Source organism: [Mycobacterium] fortunisiensis, assembly GCF_019050325.1.
GTDB lineage: Bacteria > Actinomycetota > Actinomycetes > Mycobacteriales > Mycobacteriaceae > Mycobacterium > Mycobacterium fortunisiensis.
In genome coordinates this window covers 130,257-147,868 of record NZ_VOMB01000021.1, presented here as the reverse complement: position 1 = coordinate 147,868, position 17,612 = coordinate 130,257, and the positions used below count along the sequence as shown (strand labels likewise).

Sequence of the window (17,612 nt, the reverse complement as noted above, 5' to 3'; positions counted from 1 at the left end):
CTTCGTGAGCGAGTTGACGAGCGAACCACCGATGACGGACCGTTCCGCCCTGCCCCTGGCCGGGATCACCGTCATCGCGATGGAGCAGGCGGTGTCCGCACCGATGTGCACCCGGGTGCTGGCCGACTTCGGGGCCCGGGTGATCAAGATCGAGAATCCCAAGGGGGGTGACTTCGCCCGCGACTACGACACGGTGGTCAACGGGATGGCCGCCCATTTCGTCTGGGCCAACCGCGGCAAGGAATCGGTCACCCTCAACCTGAAGTCGGCCGAAGGGATGACGGTACTGCACCGGTTGCTCGACGGTGCCGACGCCTTCGTGTCGAACCTGGCGCCCGGCGCCACCGCGCGACTGGGGCTCGGGCCCGACGATCTCAAAGTGCGCCACCCGCAGGTCATCCCGCTCGAGATCGACGGGTACGGGCCGGGCGGCCCGTTGTCGGCGAAGCGAGCCTACGACCTGCTGGTGCAGGCCGAGTCGGGGTCGTGCGCCGCGACGGGTTTCGCCGGGATGCCGGCCAAACCCGGTGCGGCGGTAGCCGATATCACCACCGGTCTGTACTCGGCGCTGTCCATCATGGCGTTGCTGCTGGGCCGGGCCCGCAACGGCGACGCCGGTGTCGCGCCGGCCGTGGCGGTCAGCCTGTTCGACACCATGACCGACATCATGGGCTACCAGCTGACCTACACCCAGCATTCCGGGATCGACCAGATCCCGCTGGGCATGAGCTCGCCGGCGGTCGCACCGTATGGGGCGTTCGACACCCGCGACGGGCAGACCGTGGTGCTCGGTACCACCAACGACCGCGAATGGCAGCGGTTGGCCCGCGAGATCATCGAACGTCCGGATTTGGCCGACGACCCCCGGTTCGCCACCAACTCCGACCGCTGCGCGCACCGCGACGAGCTGAACAAGGCCATCGAATCCTGGTGCGCCCAGCATGATCTCGACCATATTCAGCTGACCGCCGACGAGGCCGGGATCGGCAACTCGCGCTACAACCTGCCCAGCGAGGTCATCGCGCACCCGCACCTGAAAGCCCGCGATCGCTGGCGTCAGGTGCCCACGCCGAGCGGCGAGATCTCGGCCCTGTTGCCACCGCCGGTGATCAGCGGCATGGAACTGGGGATGGGCGCGGTGCCGGGTCTCGGCCAGCACACCGACGGTGTTCTGGGTGAACTCGGTTACAGCGCAGCTGAATTGGCGCAGCTGCGGGCCGACGGTGCGATCGGGCCGGAATACTCATGAGCGTCCTGCTGACCGAGGACCGCGACGGAGTGCGCACCCTCACCCTGAACCGTCCACACCGCAAGAATGCGATCGACGTGCAGCTGTGGCATGAGCTGGCCGCCGCCCTGCGGGCCGCCGACACGGCCGACGACGTCCGCGCCGTCGTGCTGACCGGGGCCGGGGACGCATTCTGTTCCGGCGCCGACATCGGTACCGGCGAGCAGGTCCACCCGCGGCGCAAGCTGCAGCGTCTCACCGATGTGGCTCTGGCCCTGCACAACCTCTCGGTGCCGACCATCGCCAAGGTGACCGGCGTGGCTGTCGGTGCGGGCTGGAACCTGGCGCTGGGCTGCGACCTGGTGGTCGCCACCCCGGAGTCGAGGTTCTGCCAGATCTTCGCCAAACGCGGTCTGTCGGTCGACCTCGGTGGGTCCTGGCTGCTGCCGAAACTTGTTGGGCTGCAGCAAGCCAAGCGGCTGGTGCTGCTGGCCGACATGGTCTCGGCCGAAGAAGCGCACGCGCTGGGCCTGGTGACGTGGATCCAGCCCGCCGAGGAGATCGACGGCTTCGTGGACGCGCTGGCCGCACGGCTGGCCGCCGGACCGCCTTTCGCGCTGGCGCAGAGCAAGGCGCTGCTCAACGACGGTGCCACCGCCACGTTCGAGCAGGCGCTGAGCAACGAGGCCCGGGCTCAGCCGGGCAATTTCGCCACGGCGGATTCGGGGGAGGCGTATGCGGCGTTCGCCGCCAAACGCGAGCCGTCCTTCACCGGAACCTGGGCGGTGCCGGCAGCTACGGGGGACAACCATGCGAGCAAGGAGCAGAGCTGATGCGTGAAACCGTCATCGTCGAGGCCGTCCGCACCCCGGTCGGCAAGCGCAACGGCGGCCTGTCCGGATTCCACGCCGCCGACCTGTCCGCACTGGTGCTCAACGCACTGGTCGAGCGCGCGGGGATCAGCCCCGACATCGTCGACGACGTGGTGTGGGGCTGCGTCTCGCAGGTCGGCGATCAGTCCAGCAATATCGGCCGGTATTCGGTGCTGGCCGCGGGTTGGCCCGAACACATCCCGGGCACCACGGTCAACCGCGCCTGCGGATCCAGCCAGCAGGCGCTTGATTTCGCGGTACAAGCCGTGATGTCGGGCCAGCAGGACGTCGTCGTCGCAGGCGGGGTCGAGGTGATGAGCAAGGTGCCGCTGGGGGCGGCCCGGGCCACCGGTCAGCCCTATGGGCCGAAAGTGTTCGCGCGGTACCAGGATTTCTCGTTCAACCAGGGCATCTCCGCCGAGATGATCGCTAAGAAGTGGGGTTTCGACCGCACCCGGCTGGACGAGTACTCGGTGGCCTCGCACGAACGGGCCGCCGCCGCCCAGGACCGCGGTGCGTTCGAGAACCAGATGATCACGGTCTTTCCCGACCCGGCCGATCAGGTCGATCCGGTGGTGGCCGACGAAGGGGTGCGCCGGGGGAGCACGGTGGAGAAGCTGGCCGGTCTCAAGCCGGCCTTCGCCGAGGACGGTGTGATCCATGCCGGCAATTCGTCGCAGATCTCCGACGGCGCTGCGGCGCTGCTGGTGATGACGGCTGAAAGTGCGCTGGCACTGGGTCTTTCGCCGATCGTTCGGTACCGGGCCGGCGCGGTGACCGGTGCCGATCCGGTGCTGATGCTGACCGGCCCGATCCCGGCCACCGAGAAGGTGCTGCACAAGGCCGGCGTCGGGCTCGACGAGGTCGGTGTGTTCGAGGTCAACGAGGCGTTCGCTCCGGTGCCGCTGGCCTGGCTGGCCGAGACCGGTGCCGACGAGGCCAAGATGAATCCGCTCGGCGGGGCCATCGCGCTGGGCCACCCACTCGGTGCGTCGGGTGCGGTGTTGATGACCCGGATGATCAACCATATGCGCGACAACGGAATTCGTTACGGCCTGCAGACCATGTGTGAGGGCGGCGGTACCGCCAACGCCACGCTGGTCGAGCTCATCGACTGACGCTAGGGAGAAGTAGTGCAACGCAATCTGTTCACCGAGGACCACGAAGCATTCCGGGCCCTGGCACGGGATTTCATCGAGAAGGAAGTTGTCCCGGCCTATCCCGAGTGGGAAAAGGGCGGCCGGATGCCCCGCGACGTCTTCAAGCAGATGGGTGAACTCGGCATGCTCGGCATGGCGATCCCCGAGGAATACGGCGGCGCCGGTATCGACGACTACCGGTACAACGTGGTGCTGCAGGAGGAAGCGGCCCGGGCGCTGGTGACGCTGTCGACCGTGCGTACCCAGCTCGAGGTGATCCTGCCGTACTTCCTGCACTACGCGAACGAAGAACAGCGGCAGCGCTGGTTCCCGGGGCTGGCGGCGGGCACGCTGCTGACCGCCGTCGCGATGACGGAGCCCGGCACCGGTTCGGATCTGGCCGGAATGCGTACCACGGCGGTCCGCGACGGTGACGAGTATGTGCTGAACGGTGCCAAGACGTTCATCACCGGTGGTATCCAGGCCGATCTGGTGGTCGTGGTGGCGCGCACCTCCACCGACCCGGACAACCGGCGCAAGGGGCTGACTCTGCTGGTCGTCGAGGACGGCATGGCCGGCTTCGAGCGGGGCCGCGAACTGGAGAAGATGGGCTGCAAGGTGCAGGACACCGCGGAACTCTCGTTCACCGATGTGCGGGTGCCGGTGGCCAACGTGCTGGGTGAGGAGGGCGAGGCCTTCAGCTACCTGGGCCACAATCTGGCCCAGGAGCGGCTGACCGTGGCGGTGGGTTCGGTGGCCCAGGCTCGCTCGGCGATCGCCGCGGCGATCGGCTACACGAAGGACCGCAAGGCGTTCGGGCAGCCGGTGGCCTCGTTCCAGAACACCAAGTTCGAACTCGCGGCGTGCTCGACCGAGGTCGAGGCGGCGCAGGCGATGCTGGACCGGGCGGTGGCGCTGCACGTCGACGGCGAGCTGTCCGGGGCCGATGCGGCCCGGGTGAAACTGTTCTGCACGGAGATGCAGGCGCGGGTCATCGATCGTTGCCTGCAGCTCTTCGGCGGGTACGGCTACATGATGGAGTACCCCATCGCCCGGCTGTACACGGATGCCCGGGTGGCCCGCATCTACGCCGGTACCAGCGAGGTGATGAAGGTGATCATCGCCAAGTCGTTGGGGCTGTGACCGGGCACGACGTCGCTATGTGACCCCCGTCGGGGAATTCTTTCGCTGAGACTCTTGTCACAGACCCCAAAACCAACCTACTGTGTGTTCACTAGGTTGGTTTGACGAAGGAGTTCGGTGACTTCGGTGTCTGGGGCACAGGGGCAGTCCGAGGACGCGCGTCCCTATGCGACGCTGCTGGCCAAAGGGGAAGACCGCAGGCAGCGGATACTTTCGGTGGCCGAGCGGCTGTTGGCGCGCAACGGCTGGCGCAACACCTCGCTGGCGCAGATCGCCAAGGAAGCCGGCGTCACCTCGGCCGGGCTGCTGCACCACTTCGAGTCCAAGGAGCACTTGCTCAATGCGGTGCTCGACATTCGTGATCACGACGACGACGTCCATGCGGACCGGTCCGGAGACCTGGCAGACGAGATCAAGCGGGTGGCCGATCGGTTTGTCCGGGCCCCCGAGCTCGTCGGCACCTTCACCGTGCTGCTGGTGGAGAACATCCAGCCCGACGCCCCACTGCACGATCGTTTGCTGAAACGGCAGCAAGCCGCGCGTGACATTGTCACCGACATCATCACCCGCGGGCAGCTCGCCGGCCGTTACCGCACCGACTTCGACGCGGCCACCAAGGCCGTGGAGATCCTGGCATTCATCAATGGAATGGAGACCTCATGGCTACTCGATCCCTCGCTCCCGCTGACCGACGTGTTCAAGAGCTACGCGGAGATGCTGGGGCGGGAGATCGAGCAGCCGGGCGGCCGCAACGGGGCGGCCGGCCAGTGAGATTGGAGGACGACATGCGGTATCGGCTTGATGTGGTCGCCCCCTGTGTGGTTGACGCAGTGCGGTTCGCCGGCGGGTGGCTGGTCGACCGGGTGATGGCCGGGTGGGACGTCACGGTGCTCATCGGCGCCGACGAGGATGTCCGGCCCCTGGAGATCCTCGGGGTGGAGACCATCGCGCTGGAGTCGGTGTTGGAATCCTGGGAGGACCGCCCGCATCCGCAGACGGTGGCCGTGGCCGCCGACCTGTTCAACACCGACGAGCGGGTGCGGCGCGGCGTTCTCGGCGCGCTGGAGCAAGGGCGCACCGAGGTGACGCTGTGGGGCGACGAGTGTCCCGAAGATCTGAGCGTGGATCCGGTCCGTCACGAATTGTCCGCGGCAGCACGCGCTTTCAAGGCGCACGCGCTGGCCGCGGTCAACGATCCCGAAGCCAAGGTGGTCGGAAACACCGAGGCATTCCGCTGTGGCACCATGGTCAGCCGCTCGGTGCCGGCCGACCTGATCCCGGCCAGCTGACCCCCCTCTCAAACCGCCGAAACGGCATTCCAGCAGCGTAAGTGCGAGAAAGCGCCTGCTGGAATGCCGTTTCGGCGTAGGAGGGGGCGTAGCAGGGTCAGGACACGAATGTGGGCATGGCGGCCCAGCCCCGCACCGCGGCAGTCTCGGACGGCTTGGCGTTGTCCCAGTCCACCTCCCACTCTCCGAAGCGTTTGAGGATCTCCTCCAGCGCGATACGTCCTTCCAGCCGGGCCAGTGCGTTACCCATGCAGAAGTGGGTGCCGGCACCAAAAGTCATGTGTGACTTCTGTTCCCGGTGGATGTCGAAGACATCGCCGTCGGGCGCGAACCGCCGGTGGTCACGGTTCGCCGAGCCGACCAGCATCAGCATCGCCGAGCCCTCCGGCACGGTCTGCCCGTAGTATTCGACGTCGCGGGTGACATAGCGGGCGATCTGCAGTGCCGGCGGCTCCCAGCGCAGGATCTCTTCGATGGCCTGGGGGATGAGTTCGGGGTTCTGGACCAGTTGGCGTCGCTGATCGGGGTAGTCGGCGAGGGTCTTGCCTGCCCAGCCGATCAGCCGGGTGGTGGTCTCCGAGCCCGCGGTGGCGATCACGGTCAAATACAGCAGCAACTCATCGCGGCGCAGGGTGCGCACCGTGCCCGTCTCGTCTTCGAACTCGGCGTTGAGCAGGTCGGTCATGATGTCGTCGGAGGGATGCTGGGTGCGCCAGTCGATGAACTCGGCGAACACCTCTCCGGTGGCCAGCGCGTCCACCGTCTGGCCCTGCAGGGTCTCTTCGCCGTGGTCGGTGATGGCCCGCTGGCGGTCCTCGGGGATGCCGAGCAGCATGCCGATCACCCGCATCGGCATCTGTTCGCCGAGATCGTTGACGAAGTCGAAGCGTTCGGCTCCCACCAGCGGGTCCAGGCAACGTGCGGTGAACTCGCGGATCTGAGGTTCCAGGGCCAGCACCTTGCGCGGGGTGAAGACCCGGGACAGCAGGTTGCGGTGGATGTTGTGGATCGGCGGGTCCTCGAAAATCAGTGTGCCGGGCGGAATTTCCATGCCGGATTTGATGATCTCGAGCAGCGCGCCGCGTCCGGAGATGAAGGTCTCGTGGTCGATGACGCCTTTGTTGACGTCGTCGTAGCGGCTCAGCGCGTAGAAGTCGTGCTGTTCGTTGTAGTACAGCGGCGCTTCTTCCCTGATCCGGGCGAAGACCGGGTAGGGGTTCATGTTGAGGTCGACGCTGTAGGGGTCGTAGTAGAGATCGGGTTCGGCTGGCGCGGTCGGCGCAGTCATGAGGCCTCCATCGGGGCAGTAGGGTGCTGAAACGGGCTGGGTTCAGCTGGATGTGCCCGGTTCTCCTGAGCACCTGCTTAGCAGGTGGCCCGGGCCAGGGTCAAGCATCGTGCCCCTATCCCGGCGACCTGTTCGCCAGTGTCATCGCCATCTGTGATGTCACCGTGGGAATTGTTCGATTGCAGCAGAACTCAGCCCCAGGCCCGCCGGACCATCTTCGCTCCGGGGCCGGTGGCGGGCTAGGCAAGTGCTCAGATCATCATTACAGTCGGATGGACGAGTGTAAATGCACACCGGCGAATGGGGGAGTAGATGACCGCTGAGGAGATCGTCCGCGCTGAGATCGCCGCATGGGGGCGCAACGACGTCGACGAAGTGATGAGCCACTTCGCCGAGGACGCCACGTTCGACATCGGACCTGACTGGCCCCAGCTGGCCGGACGGGATGCCATCTACGAGATGATGAAGGTGTTCTTCGCCGGTGGTGAATGCGTCGATCTTGAGGTCCGGCACCTCGCCGTCGACGGGGATGTGGTGTTGATGGAGCGCACCGACCACTGGGTGGTGAACGGCAAGCAGATGAGCTGGCCGGTGATGGGTGCCTATGAGGTCACCGACGGCAAGATCACGGCCTGGCGGGAGTATTTCTATCCGCCCAAGGATTTCGATACCGACGCGGTCTGACCGAGGTCGATCACGACCTTACCGACGGCGCGTCCGTCGGCCACGTGCTGCAACGCGGCGGCGGTATCGACCAGCGGATACACCGTCCCGATGTGCGGACTGACCGTGCCGTCGACCAACAGCGCGCGCAGCTCGTCTTCGTTGCGGGCGAACTCGTCCGGGGCCACGTCCTGGAATTGGAAGCCCAGGATGTGAATCCCCTTGACCAGCACCAGGTTCAGCGGGATACGGGGGATCGCGCCGGAGGCGTAGCCGATCGTCACGAACCGGCCGCCGCGGCGCAGCGCCCGCAGTGCCGGTTCGGACAGCTCGCCGCCGACCGGATCGAGCACCGCGTGCGCACCCTCGGGCAGCACCTCCCGCAGCGCGCTGCGCAGATCGCCGTCGGCATGGTTGACGAGCGCGGCGGCGCCGTATTCGGCCGCGGCGGCGAGCTTGTCCTGCGATGACGCCACCGCGGTGACCCTCGCGCCCAGCGCCGCCCCGAGCTGCACGGCAGCCAAACCCACACCGCCGCCGGCGCCCAGCACGATCACGTCGTCGCCGGGCTGGATCCGCGCCACCGACCGCAGCGAGTGATACGCGGTGCGGTGGGCCACCCCGAACGCCGCCGCGGTGCGGTCGTCCACGCCGTCGGGTATCCGAGTCAGCCCGGCGGCCGGCACGCAAACCTGCTCGGCGAACGCGCCGAACAGCCCGGTGCCGGTCACCCGGTCACCGACGGCGAAACCCTCAGTGTCACCGGCGACTTCGGTGACCAGCCCGGCGAACTCGCTTCCCGGGACAAACGGTACCGGCACGCTGATCTGGTAGCGGTCGGCCACGAGCAGTACGTCGGGGAAGTTCACCGCGGCCGCGCCGACCTGGACCCGCACCTGACCGGGCGCCGGCGTGGGTGTGGGGACGTCTTCGACGCGAACGACTTCTGGCGGCCCGTACTCGGGGCAGACGGCGGCCTTCACCGATAGTCGGTGGATTCGGCGAGCTCGGCGGCAGATCGCATCAACTCGGTGACCACCGGCCCGAAGGCCAGCAGTTTCTCGTCCTGGCCGGCCCGCTGGAAACCCTGCTCCAGCACGATCGCCAGCTTCCACTTCGCCAGCACCAGGTAGTAATCCAGATCGTCGACCTGCCGCCCGGACACCTTTGCGTAGTGGGCGACGACGTCGTCACGAGAAGGCATGCCGCGCATGTCGACATAGCCCATCTCGGACGGCTCTGGGTTGTCCGTGTCCGTCGGCCAGCTCTGCACCATCCAGGCCAAGTCCAGCTTCGGATCGCCGACGGTGCCCATCTCCCAATCCACGATGGCGGCCAGGATGGCCGGGGCGCCGCGGCGGTACATGACGTTGGCGAACTGATAGTCACCGTGCATCAGGCCCGGAATGAAATCGAGGGGCTTGTGGGCCCGCAGCCAGTCGGTGGCCACTTCCAGGCCGGGCAACTCGCGGTTCTTGATCCGTTCGAGGAACCCGATCCAGCGGTCGACCTGCCGTTCGTGGAAGCCGTCGGGCCGGCCCAGATCGCTGAGCCCGCGGGCTTGCCAGTCGACCTTGGACAGCAGCGCAATACCCTCGGCCAGTTGATAACTCAGCCCCGGACGGGTAGTCGGGTCGGAGTTGAACGGCTCTGGCCAGCGGCCGTGAGTGTCCATCGGCGACCAGCCGTCGACGAAGCCCATCAGGTAGAACGGCCGGCCGAGCACCGAGGCGTCGGGGCACACCCCGACCGCGGCGGTGTGCGGGACGTCGGTGCCGTCGAGGGCCTCGATGATGCGCCACTCTCGCAGAATTCCCTTGTCCCGGTCCGGTGGCGCCCCCGGCGGTGGCAGCCGCAGCACGCAGGAGTGTTCGCCGCGGCGGATCTCGTAGATGACGTTCTGGGTTCCGCCGGACAGGAACCGCGCTTCGGTCGGCTCGCCCTTGCCGGGCAGGCCGGCGTTGTCCATCCAATCGGCAAGCCGTGCGGTGTCGATACCGCGCTGGTGCGGAGCAGAATCAGGTTGCGTCACAGGTTGTCCACCTCTGCCTCCAGATATTCGGCGAACTTCGCCTTCGCGGCCTCTCGCTTGCGGGGTATCCATTCGGTGGGCCAGGTGTCGCTGGTCGGTTGGTAATCCCGCAGCACCTGCCGGGCCACCGTGGTCTTGTGTACCTCGGTCGGTCCGTCGGCCAGGCCCATCACCGCGGCTCCGGTTACCATGCCCATGAACGGCATCTCGTTGGTGACCCCGAGTGCACCGTGGATTTGCATTGCCCGCCAGGCGATGTCGTGTAGCACCGTGGGCATCACCACCTTGACCGCGGCGATGTCCTTGCGGACTTTCTTGTAGTCGTTGTACTTGTCGATCTTCCACGCGGTGTGCAGCACCATGAGCCGGAACTGCAGCAGTTGCGCCCAGGAATCGGCGATGTAGCCCTGGACGAACTGCTTGTCGGAGAGCCGGCTGCCCTGGGTCTCGCGGCTCAGCGCACGTTCGCACATCATGTCCAACGCCTTCTGCGCCAGGCCGATGGTGCGCATCGCATGGTGGATCCGGCCGCCGCCGAGCCGGGTCTGCGCGATCACGAAGGCCTGCCCCTCGCCGCCCAGCAATGCCTCTGCCGGTACCCGGACGTTGTCGTAGTGAATCAGGGCATGGCTGCCTTCGTTGTCCCGTTCGCCGTACAGGCCCACATTACGGACGATCTTGACGCCGGGGGTGTCGGTGGGCACCAGGAACATCGACATCCCCTGGTAGGCGCTGACCTCAGGATTGGTGACCACCATGACGATGAGGAATGAGGCGGTTGCGGCGTTGGAGGAGAAGAACTTCCAACCATTGATGATCCAGCTCGACCCATCCGCATCTTTAACTGCGCTGGTGGTGAACAGGGTGGGGTCGGCACCGGCGTGCGGTTCGGTCATCGAATAACAGGAGAACAGCTCGCCCTCGAGGAGCGGATGGAGATAGCGCTGCTTCTGTTCCTCGGTGCCGTAATGCGCGATGATCTCGGCGTTGCCGGTGTCGGGGGCCTGGCAACCGAACACGATCGGCGCCCACTGCGAACGGCCCAGGATCTCGTTGAGCAGTGCGAGTTTGAGTTGCCCGTAACCTTGCCCACCGAGTTCTGGGCCCAGATGCGTGGCCCACAAACCTTTTTCGCGTACCTTCGCCTTGAGCGGGTCGATCGCCTCCCGGCGCTGCCCGTCCAGCTGGGTGAACTGCAGGTGCGGCCAGGCCAGGTCGAGTGGTTCGACCTCCTGGGTCACGAATTCGTCGGCCCAGTCCAGTAGTGCCTGATACTCGGGGTCGGTCTCGAAATCCCACGCCATCGGGGGTCCTCCGATCTAAATGTTGAGGTTGTAGCCGGTGATCATCGCGGCGATATCGTGCGCGACGACGTCGGTGAACGAACGGCCGCCGAAACCGCCGCCGGCCCAGTGCCGGACGCCCTCGCTGACCAGGATCTGGGCCAGCCTGGACAAATGGGCCACGTCGACGTGAGCGCCGAGCTTGCCGTCGGCCTGGGCGCGGGCGAACAACTCGCCGAACATGTCGGCATCCCGAGTGTCGGGATCGCTGTCGCCGGCCAGAATCCGGTGTTCGTGGCGGTACCCCTCAAGGATCGTCTCGACGATCAACTCGGGGGGATTGCGTGCCATCGACCGTTCCAGGCTGCGCAGCGCCGCGGTGATGACCGCCGGCACGTCGTAGTCGCCTTCGATCAGCGATTTCACCTGCTTCTGCGCCGACCGGGTGGAGGTCAGGCCGACCTCGAACAGCACATCCTCCTTGGCCGGGAAATAAAAGTAGAACAGGGCCCGGGACACGCCCGCGGCCCGGCAGATATCGGCAACCGTGGTCTTGGCGTAACCGTTGGTGCGCCACAGCGCCATCGCGGCCTGCACCAGCGCGCGTTTTGTCTCGTGTGATCGGGCCCGCTGGAACGAGGCGCGGCGCTGACCACCGTCAGCAGCCTCTACCCCGATTCCTCTGGCCATATTGCGGACAGTAACAAGGAATTCGGCGCTTGCAAATAGTTGACGTTTGTCTAACTATCTTCCCCATGGACGCACCGCTGCAGGGCCGCCGGATTCTGGTGACCGGCGGCGCCTCGGGAATCGGGGCGGCTGCTGTGGACACGCTGAGCGCCGCGGGCGCGCAGGTGGTGGGCACCTTTCATCGGACCCCGCCCCCTGAGCGTCCGGTGGTGAGCTGGCTGCAGTGCGATGTCCGGGATGCCGGTGCGGTCGAGGCGATGGTGGACGCTGCGGTGGGGGCAATGGGTGGACTCGACGTGCTCGTACACGCGGCGGGCTTGTGGCAGCCGGGCGTCCCGGGCCAGATCGACGCGGCGGACATCGACCACCTGATGGACACCAACGTCAAGGCGACGATCTTCACCAACCAGGCGGCCCACGCCGTCATGCGCGACGGCGGCGGGCGGATCATCAACTTCGGCTCGGCCGAGGCGGTGATGGGCAGCCCGATCTCGGCGGTGTACGCGGCCACCAAGGGCGCGGTGCAGGCCTGGACGCGGTCGGCGGCCAAGGCCTGGGCGGCCGACCGGGTCACGGTCAACGCGCTCGCCCCGGCGGTCGACACCCCGGGTGCGCAGCGGCTGCGGGACTTCCTCGGACCGGAGCTGTCCGAGCTCGTCGACCAGCAGATGAAGATGACCATCCCGCTGGGTGGGGCGCTGGGGGATCCGGCCCGTGATCTGGGGCCGGTCCTGGTGTTCCTGGCCTCCGCCGGCGCGAGCTTCATCACCGGCCAGCTGATCGCCGTGGACGGGGGTCTGACGATGCTGGGCGGGTAGTGGCTGAGAATACTATTCTTGCTGCTTGTCGCAGATGGATCGGGGTCCGACGTTGACGCAAAACGGACGCTGTGGAAATCTACTATTCGTAGATGAGAGCCACATTCTCATATGTGTGGCTGGAACGGGAGCAACAGATGGCGATCGACCCAACCGGTATCGATTTTTTCCGCGATGAACGATTGGTCGACGATCCGTACCCCTTCTTCGAAGCGCTGCGGAACAAGTGCCCGGTCGCTCGCGAAGACCACTACAACGTGACCATGGTGACCGGCTGGGAAGAGGCCGTGCAGGTCTACAACGACGAGGAGACCTTTTCGTCCTGCCTCTCGGTGACCGGACCGTTCCCGGGCTTCCCGGTGTCGCTGGAAGGCCGCAGCACCGAAGAGGTCACGGCGCTGATCGAGAAGCACCGCAACGACCTGCCGTTCAGCGATCAGTTGCCCACACTGGACCCGCCCACCCACACCGACCACCGGTCGCTGCTGATGCGGCTGATCACGCCCAAGCGCCTCAAGGAGAACGAGGACGCCATGTGGCAGCTGGCCGACGAGGTGCTCGACAGCTACCTGGCCCCCGGCCGCGGGGATTTCATCAAGGGCTTTGCCGGCCCGTTCACGTTGCTGGTGATCGCCGACCTGCTCGGCATCCCAGCCGAGGATCGGGAAGCCTTCGTCAACGGCATCAAGCACAATTCGGGCGGCGGCATCGGCAGCACCAGCAAGGAGTCACTGTCGCACAGCCCGCTCGAGTTCCTGTACGGCCAGTTCTCCGATTACGTGTCGGATCGCCGGGCCAATCCGCGCGACGACGTGCTGACCGGTCTGGCCGAGGCCACGTTCCCCGACGGCAGCATCCCCGATGTCGGTGACGTCGCGCGGGTGGCGACGAATGTCTTCTCGGCCGGGCAGGAAACCACGGTGCGCCTGCTCAGCACGGCGTTGAAGGTCCTGTGTGAACAACCCGAGATCCAGCGTCAACTGCGCGCAGACCGCACCCTGATCCCGAACTTCATCGAAGAGGCGCTACGGATCGAGAGCCCGGTGAAGGGTGATTTCCGGCTGTCGCGCTGCCCGGTGACGATCGGCGAGACCGAACTCAACGCGGGCACCACGGTGATGGTGCTCAACGGTGCGGCCAACCGCGACCCACGCCGCTTCGAGGATCCCGACACCTTCGATCCGGCCCGCAAGAACGCCCGCCAGCACCTGGCGTTCGGCCGCGGCATCCACAGCTGCCCCGGCGCCCCGTTGGCCCGGGCCGAAACCCGGGTCGGGATCGAGCGGCTGCTGGACCGGACCACCGATATCCGGATCTCCGAGGCCGAGCACGGATCCGACGGTGACCGGCGCTACAACTACATCCCCACGTTCATCCTGCGCGGCCTGACCGAACTGCACCTGGAGTTCGACACCTGATGCGGGTCCGGGTTGACGAGGACCGGTGCGCCGGCCACGGCATGTGCCTGACGCTGTGCCCCGAGGTCTTCGAGATGTCAGACGACGGTTGGGCGGTGGCCGACCCGGAGGAGGTGCCTGCCGGGCTGGAGGATGCGGCGCGCGAGGCGATAGACAACTGCCCGGAACGGGCGATCAGCGAGATCAGCGAAAACACAGAGTAGAGAAGGATTTTGGATATGGCATCTGCCAAGGGCTACGTGATCATCACCGAGGACATCAAGGACCCGGCCGGAATGGGCGAGTACGCGAAGGCGGCCGGCCAGGCGATGGCCGGGGCCACCATCCTGGCCGTCGACCAGAAAGCTGAGGTGATCGAGGGCAGCTGGCACGGCACCCAGACGGTGGTGCTGGAATTCGAATCCGTGGACGCCGCGCGTGCGTGGTACTACTCCGATGCCTACCAGAAGGCGGTCAAGCTGCGTCAGGCCGCCGCCGACTGCAACGGCGTCATCCTCTCCGGCTTCCCCACCTGAGCCGGGAGCCGCAGTGCGGTACAGCATCACGCACCCGATGCACACCCACCCGTACCATCCGGATCTGGTGAGTGGCAGCGGGATTGCCGCGGTGGCCGCGGCTGCCGAAGCAGCGGGATTCGACGGCTTCGGGTTCACCGACCACCCGGCGCCGTCGCAACGGTGGCTGGATGCCGGCGGCCATGACGCGGTCGACCCGTTCGTGGCGATGTCCTTCGCCGCAGCTCACACCAGCACGCTGCGTCTGGTACCCAACATCGTGGTGCTGCCGTACCGAAATCCGTTCGTGGTGGCCAAAGCCGGTGCCACGCTGGACCTGATGTCCGGCGGCCGATTCACCCTGGCCGTCGGCGTCGGTTATCTCAAGCGGGAATTCGCCGCGCTCGGCGTCTCCTTCGACGAGCGCGCTGCACTGTTCGACGAGGCCCTCGAGGTGATCCGTGGCATCTGGACCACCGATGACTACACCTTCGAGGGTAAGGACTTCAGCGCACGCGGTATCACCGCGCATCCGCGACCGGTGGCCGATCCGCATCCACCGATCTGGATCGGCGGCAACACGTCCGCGGCGCGCGCCCGGGTCGCCAAGCACGGCGACGGTTGGTGCCCGTTCGCCGCACCACCGGGTCTGGCCAAGACCGCGGGAACAGCCGCGATGGATTCACTCGACGCCTTGGCGGCCGGCATCGAGGATCTTCGGGTCCGGTTGGCGGCTGCCGGTCGCGATCCGGACAGTGTCGACATCGTGTTCAACAACTTCGAGGGCGGCAATCCCGGCGCCGACGACTTCAATCCCGACGAGTATCTGGCCGGTGTCGACAAGTTGGCGGCGCTGGGGGTGACCTGGCTGCATGTCACGCTGCCCGGGGACAGCCTGGCGCATGCTTTGGAAGCCACCGAACAGTTCGGTGAGACGGTGATCGCGGCTTAGCTTTCGCGCTGTTGATTCTGCGGTGAGGGCGGCGCTACGTCGGGGTCAGGGCGGTGACCGGACTGGTGGTGGTGGCGTGCAGTAGCAGCTCGGCGAGCTCGCGCGGCCGACTCAAAAACGGTGAGTGCGACGCGTCGATGGTGAGTTGCTCCACCCCGAGGCGCTGTGTCACGGTGTCGGCCAGCCATTTTGGCATCGAACGATCCTGCAGACACCGGATGAAGCTGCGAGGCAGATCAGCCGCCCAGAACTGCGGCACCGACACCGGCGTGACCGTGGTGTCCCCGAAACGTTCGGGGCCCAGCCGTTCGAAAGCCCAACGGGCCGTGGCCTCGTCGCAGTCATGGTAGAAGTACCGCCACGCTCCGTCGAAGTCGGCGAAGTGCATCGCGCCGTCCTCGTCGAAGCGCAGGTAGCCCAGCATCTCACCGACGTCGCCGTCGAATTCGTCGCCGAGTTGATCCTCCTCGGACCGCATGGCCATCGCCTCGGGATAGGTCCGGCCCTCTCTGGGCAGTGCGGCGGCCAGGTACACGATGTGGCCCACCAGTTCAGGGGCCGCATCGGCGGCGAGGGTGGCGTCGAACCCGCCGCCGGAATGGCCCACGAGCACATCCCCGGGCTTCATCACCTCGACGATCGCGGCGCGACGGTTCGCCAGCGTCGACTCTTCGGCCAGTCGGGCACCATGGCCGGGCAGGTCCACCGCAACGCCGTCATGGCCCAACTTCTGTAGTTCGGCGATGGTGCGCTCCCAGCACCAAGCCGCGTGAAAACCGCCGTGGACGAAGACGAACCGCATCGTCGACGGGCTACTCGTCTTCGACCGAAATGGCCTGCCGGGGACATTGCCGGACCGCTTCGAGGATCTGGGCCTCGTTCTCCGGTGTCACTTCCTCCTGCAGGACATGCAGGTAATCCTCGTCGTCAAGGTCGAACACCTCCGGGATGATGCCCATGCACACCCCGTTGCTCTCGCAGATGCCGAAGTCGACGTGAACTTTTCTTGTCATTAGCGCAACACCTTCACCGGCACATTGGCGTACCCCGCGACATTCTGCATCTGAACCCGTTGCAGCTGATCCCATTTCACCTCGTAGCGAGGCATGAAGTCGAGCAGTTTCTCCAGGGCGATGGCGCTCTCCATGCGGGCCAGGGCGGCGCCGAGACAGCTGTGGATGCCGTAGCCCAGCCCAAGGTTCTGGGCCTCGGTGCGGTCCCGCTCGATGTCGAACACATCGGCATCGGTGAACGCCTCGGGATCGCGGTTGGCCGCGGCGCTGATCAGGAACACCGCCTTGCCCGCCGGGATCGTGCCGCTGGGGACGTGGGCGTCCTTGAGGGTGTAGCGCACGTTGTACTGCACCGGACCTTCGTAGCGGAGCAGTTCCTCGACTGCGGCCGGGACCTTTTCGCGGTCGTCGAGCAGCTTCTGCCACTGCTCAGGGAACCGGGCGAACAGCACCATCGCCGTGCCGACGAGCTTGGTCACGGTCTCGGCGCCCGCCCCGCCGAGCAGGGTGGCGAACCCGGTGATCTCGATGTCGTCGAGGCGACGCATCTCGCCGTTCTCGCCGGGGATCTCGGCCGCGATCAGCTTGCTGATCATGTCGTCCTGCGGGTTTTCCCGACGCTTCTGCACCAGCCCGTAGTAGTAGATGCCGGTATCGATGTTGGCCTGCATGCCGGCCTCGGAGTAGCCGATCTGGCCGGGCTCGCGGGACAGACTGGTGTCGATCCAGTGCCGGACCTGCTGGCGGTATTCCGGATCCACCCCGGCCATCCGGGTGATCACCTCGACAGGGAACGGCCCGGAGAAGTCCTGGACGATGTCGAACTCGTCGGAGTCGATCGATCCGAGGAAGTGGTCGATCTGTTCGACGATGGTGTCGCGCTGCGACTGGATCATCCGGGGGGTGAACGCCTTGTTCAGCAGGCTGCGCATGTGCCGGTGATCGGGCGGGTCCATGAAGATGATCGACTTCTGCGGCGGCTCGTCGCTCTGCACCATGGCCAGATCGCAGCCGCGCGACGACGAGAACGCCTCGTGATCCTTCAGCGCCGCCGCAACATCGTCGTGCCGGGTCAGGGCGTAGAAATCGCGCTCCTCGTTGTAGTACAGCGGCGCGTCGGCGCGCATCCGCCGGTACATGTCGAACGGGTTGTTGAAGAACTCCTCGGAGAACGGATCGAAAATCACCTGGGCCTTGGTCATTTGGCTGGCTCCTCCTTCGCGGCGGGCTGGGCCGGAAGTGCTGTGACACGTTACGGGAAACTGCTGAACTGTAACGCTAACAGTAATC

General features: G+C 66.3%; 20 protein-coding genes. 12 read left to right on the top strand and 8 right to left on the bottom strand.

Annotation, left to right across the window (positions count from 1 at the left end; genetic code table 11):
- Positions 1 to 31: 31 nt before the first annotated feature.
- The 6 genes from FR943_RS19240 to FR943_RS19215 all read left to right on the top strand — a co-directional run bounded on the left by FR943_RS19240 (position 32) and on the right by FR943_RS19215 (position 5,671).
- A complete protein-coding gene (locus FR943_RS19240) occupies positions 32 to 1,249 on the top strand; it encodes a CaiB/BaiF CoA transferase family protein (RefSeq protein ID WP_217159965.1) in 1,218 nt (405 codons plus the stop codon).
- On the top strand, positions 1,246 to 2,061 hold the full coding sequence (locus tag FR943_RS19235; protein WP_217159843.1) for an enoyl-CoA hydratase/isomerase family protein: 816 nt from the start codon (positions 1,246 to 1,248) through the stop codon (positions 2,059 to 2,061). The genes FR943_RS19240 and FR943_RS19235 overlap by 4 nt, the downstream gene beginning before the upstream one ends.
- Complete coding sequence (locus FR943_RS19230) at positions 2,061 to 3,218, top strand: thiolase family protein (RefSeq protein ID WP_217159842.1); 1,158 nt, start codon at positions 2,061 to 2,063, stop codon at positions 3,216 to 3,218. Before FR943_RS19235 ends, FR943_RS19230 begins: the two co-directional genes overlap by 1 nt.
- Before the next feature lie 15 nt (positions 3,219 to 3,233).
- On the top strand, positions 3,234 to 4,382 hold the full coding sequence (locus FR943_RS19225; protein ID WP_217159841.1) for an acyl-CoA dehydrogenase family protein: 1,149 nt from the start codon (positions 3,234 to 3,236) through the stop codon (positions 4,380 to 4,382).
- 117 nt (positions 4,383 to 4,499) lie between these two features.
- Positions 4,500 to 5,153 carry a TetR/AcrR family transcriptional regulator gene (locus FR943_RS19220; RefSeq protein ID WP_372448187.1) on the top strand — a complete coding sequence of 218 codons (654 nt, stop codon included), beginning with the start codon at positions 4,500 to 4,502 and terminating at the stop codon, positions 5,151 to 5,153.
- Between the two features lie 14 nt (positions 5,154 to 5,167).
- Entirely contained in the window at positions 5,168 to 5,671 is a 504-nt protein-coding gene (locus FR943_RS19215; RefSeq protein ID WP_217159840.1) for a hypothetical protein, read from the top strand.
- A 97-nt stretch (positions 5,672 to 5,768) separates the two neighbouring features.
- On the opposite strand, the gene FR943_RS19210 is transcribed toward FR943_RS19215, so the two are convergent.
- The gene (locus tag FR943_RS19210) at positions 5,769 to 6,959 is read right to left on the bottom strand and encodes a cytochrome P450 (protein WP_217159839.1); all 1,191 of its coding nucleotides are present in this window, start codon (positions 6,957 to 6,959) and stop codon (positions 5,769 to 5,771) included.
- Between the two features lie 312 nt (positions 6,960 to 7,271).
- On the opposite strand from FR943_RS19210, the gene FR943_RS19205 reads away from it, so the two are divergent.
- A complete protein-coding gene (locus FR943_RS19205; RefSeq protein ID WP_217159838.1) occupies positions 7,272 to 7,643 on the top strand; it encodes a limonene-1,2-epoxide hydrolase family protein in 372 nt (123 codons plus the stop codon).
- Here FR943_RS19205 and FR943_RS19200 read toward each other — a convergent pair.
- From FR943_RS19200 to FR943_RS19185, 4 genes are read right to left on the bottom strand one after another with little or no spacing between them, the layout of a single operon-like run.
- Positions 7,607 to 8,605: an NADPH:quinone oxidoreductase family protein gene (locus FR943_RS19200; protein ID WP_217159837.1), complete on the bottom strand. Its 999-nt coding sequence runs from the start codon at positions 8,603 to 8,605 to the stop codon at positions 7,607 to 7,609. The genes FR943_RS19205 and FR943_RS19200 overlap by 37 nt on opposite strands.
- Positions 8,602 to 9,591 carry a phosphotransferase family protein gene (locus FR943_RS19195; protein WP_217159963.1) on the bottom strand — a complete coding sequence of 330 codons (990 nt, stop codon included), beginning with the start codon at positions 9,589 to 9,591 and terminating at the stop codon, positions 8,602 to 8,604. The genes FR943_RS19200 and FR943_RS19195 overlap by 4 nt, the downstream gene beginning before the upstream one ends.
- 59 nt (positions 9,592 to 9,650) lie before the next feature.
- The gene (locus FR943_RS19190) at positions 9,651 to 10,958 is read right to left on the bottom strand and encodes an acyl-CoA dehydrogenase family protein (protein ID WP_217159836.1); all 1,308 of its coding nucleotides are present in this window, start codon (positions 10,956 to 10,958) and stop codon (positions 9,651 to 9,653) included.
- A 15-nt stretch (positions 10,959 to 10,973) separates the two neighbouring features.
- Positions 10,974 to 11,627 carry a TetR/AcrR family transcriptional regulator gene (locus FR943_RS19185; protein ID WP_217159835.1) on the bottom strand — a complete coding sequence of 218 codons (654 nt, stop codon included), beginning with the start codon at positions 11,625 to 11,627 and terminating at the stop codon, positions 10,974 to 10,976.
- A gap of 65 nt (positions 11,628 to 11,692) precedes the next feature.
- Here FR943_RS19185 and FR943_RS19180 point away from each other — a divergent pair, with 65 nt between their 5' ends.
- The 5 genes from FR943_RS19180 (at position 11,693) to FR943_RS19160 (ending at position 15,309) form a co-directional block, all read left to right on the top strand.
- Entirely contained in the window at positions 11,693 to 12,445 is a 753-nt protein-coding gene (locus FR943_RS19180; protein WP_217159834.1) for an SDR family NAD(P)-dependent oxidoreductase, read from the top strand.
- A 137-nt stretch (positions 12,446 to 12,582) separates the two neighbouring features.
- Entirely contained in the window at positions 12,583 to 13,863 is a 1,281-nt protein-coding gene (locus FR943_RS19175) for a cytochrome P450 (protein ID WP_217159962.1), read from the top strand.
- Complete coding sequence (locus FR943_RS19170; RefSeq protein ID WP_217159833.1) at positions 13,863 to 14,066, top strand: ferredoxin; 204 nt, start codon at positions 13,863 to 13,865, stop codon at positions 14,064 to 14,066. Before FR943_RS19175 ends, FR943_RS19170 begins: the two co-directional genes overlap by 1 nt.
- A gap of 15 nt (positions 14,067 to 14,081) precedes the next feature.
- A complete protein-coding gene (locus FR943_RS19165) occupies positions 14,082 to 14,378 on the top strand; it encodes a DUF1330 domain-containing protein (RefSeq protein WP_217159832.1) in 297 nt (98 codons plus the stop codon).
- 13 nt (positions 14,379 to 14,391) lie between these two features.
- Positions 14,392 to 15,309, top strand: coding sequence for an LLM class F420-dependent oxidoreductase (locus FR943_RS19160; protein WP_217159831.1), 918 nt, complete (start codon positions 14,392 to 14,394; stop codon positions 15,307 to 15,309).
- A gap of 34 nt (positions 15,310 to 15,343) precedes the next feature.
- On the opposite strand, the gene FR943_RS19155 is transcribed toward FR943_RS19160, so the two are convergent.
- From FR943_RS19155 to FR943_RS19145, 3 genes are read right to left on the bottom strand one after another with little or no spacing between them, the layout of a single operon-like run.
- Positions 15,344 to 16,111: an alpha/beta fold hydrolase gene (locus FR943_RS19155; protein ID WP_217159830.1), complete on the bottom strand. Its 768-nt coding sequence runs from the start codon at positions 16,109 to 16,111 to the stop codon at positions 15,344 to 15,346.
- Positions 16,112 to 16,121: 10 nt separating this feature from the next.
- Positions 16,122 to 16,322, bottom strand: a complete 201-nt coding sequence (locus FR943_RS19150) for a ferredoxin (protein WP_217159829.1) — start codon at positions 16,320 to 16,322, stop codon at positions 16,122 to 16,124.
- Entirely contained in the window at positions 16,322 to 17,524 is a 1,203-nt protein-coding gene (locus tag FR943_RS19145; RefSeq protein WP_217159828.1) for a cytochrome P450, read from the bottom strand. The genes FR943_RS19150 and FR943_RS19145 overlap by 1 nt, the downstream gene beginning before the upstream one ends.
- Positions 17,525 to 17,612 lie beyond the last annotated feature (88 nt).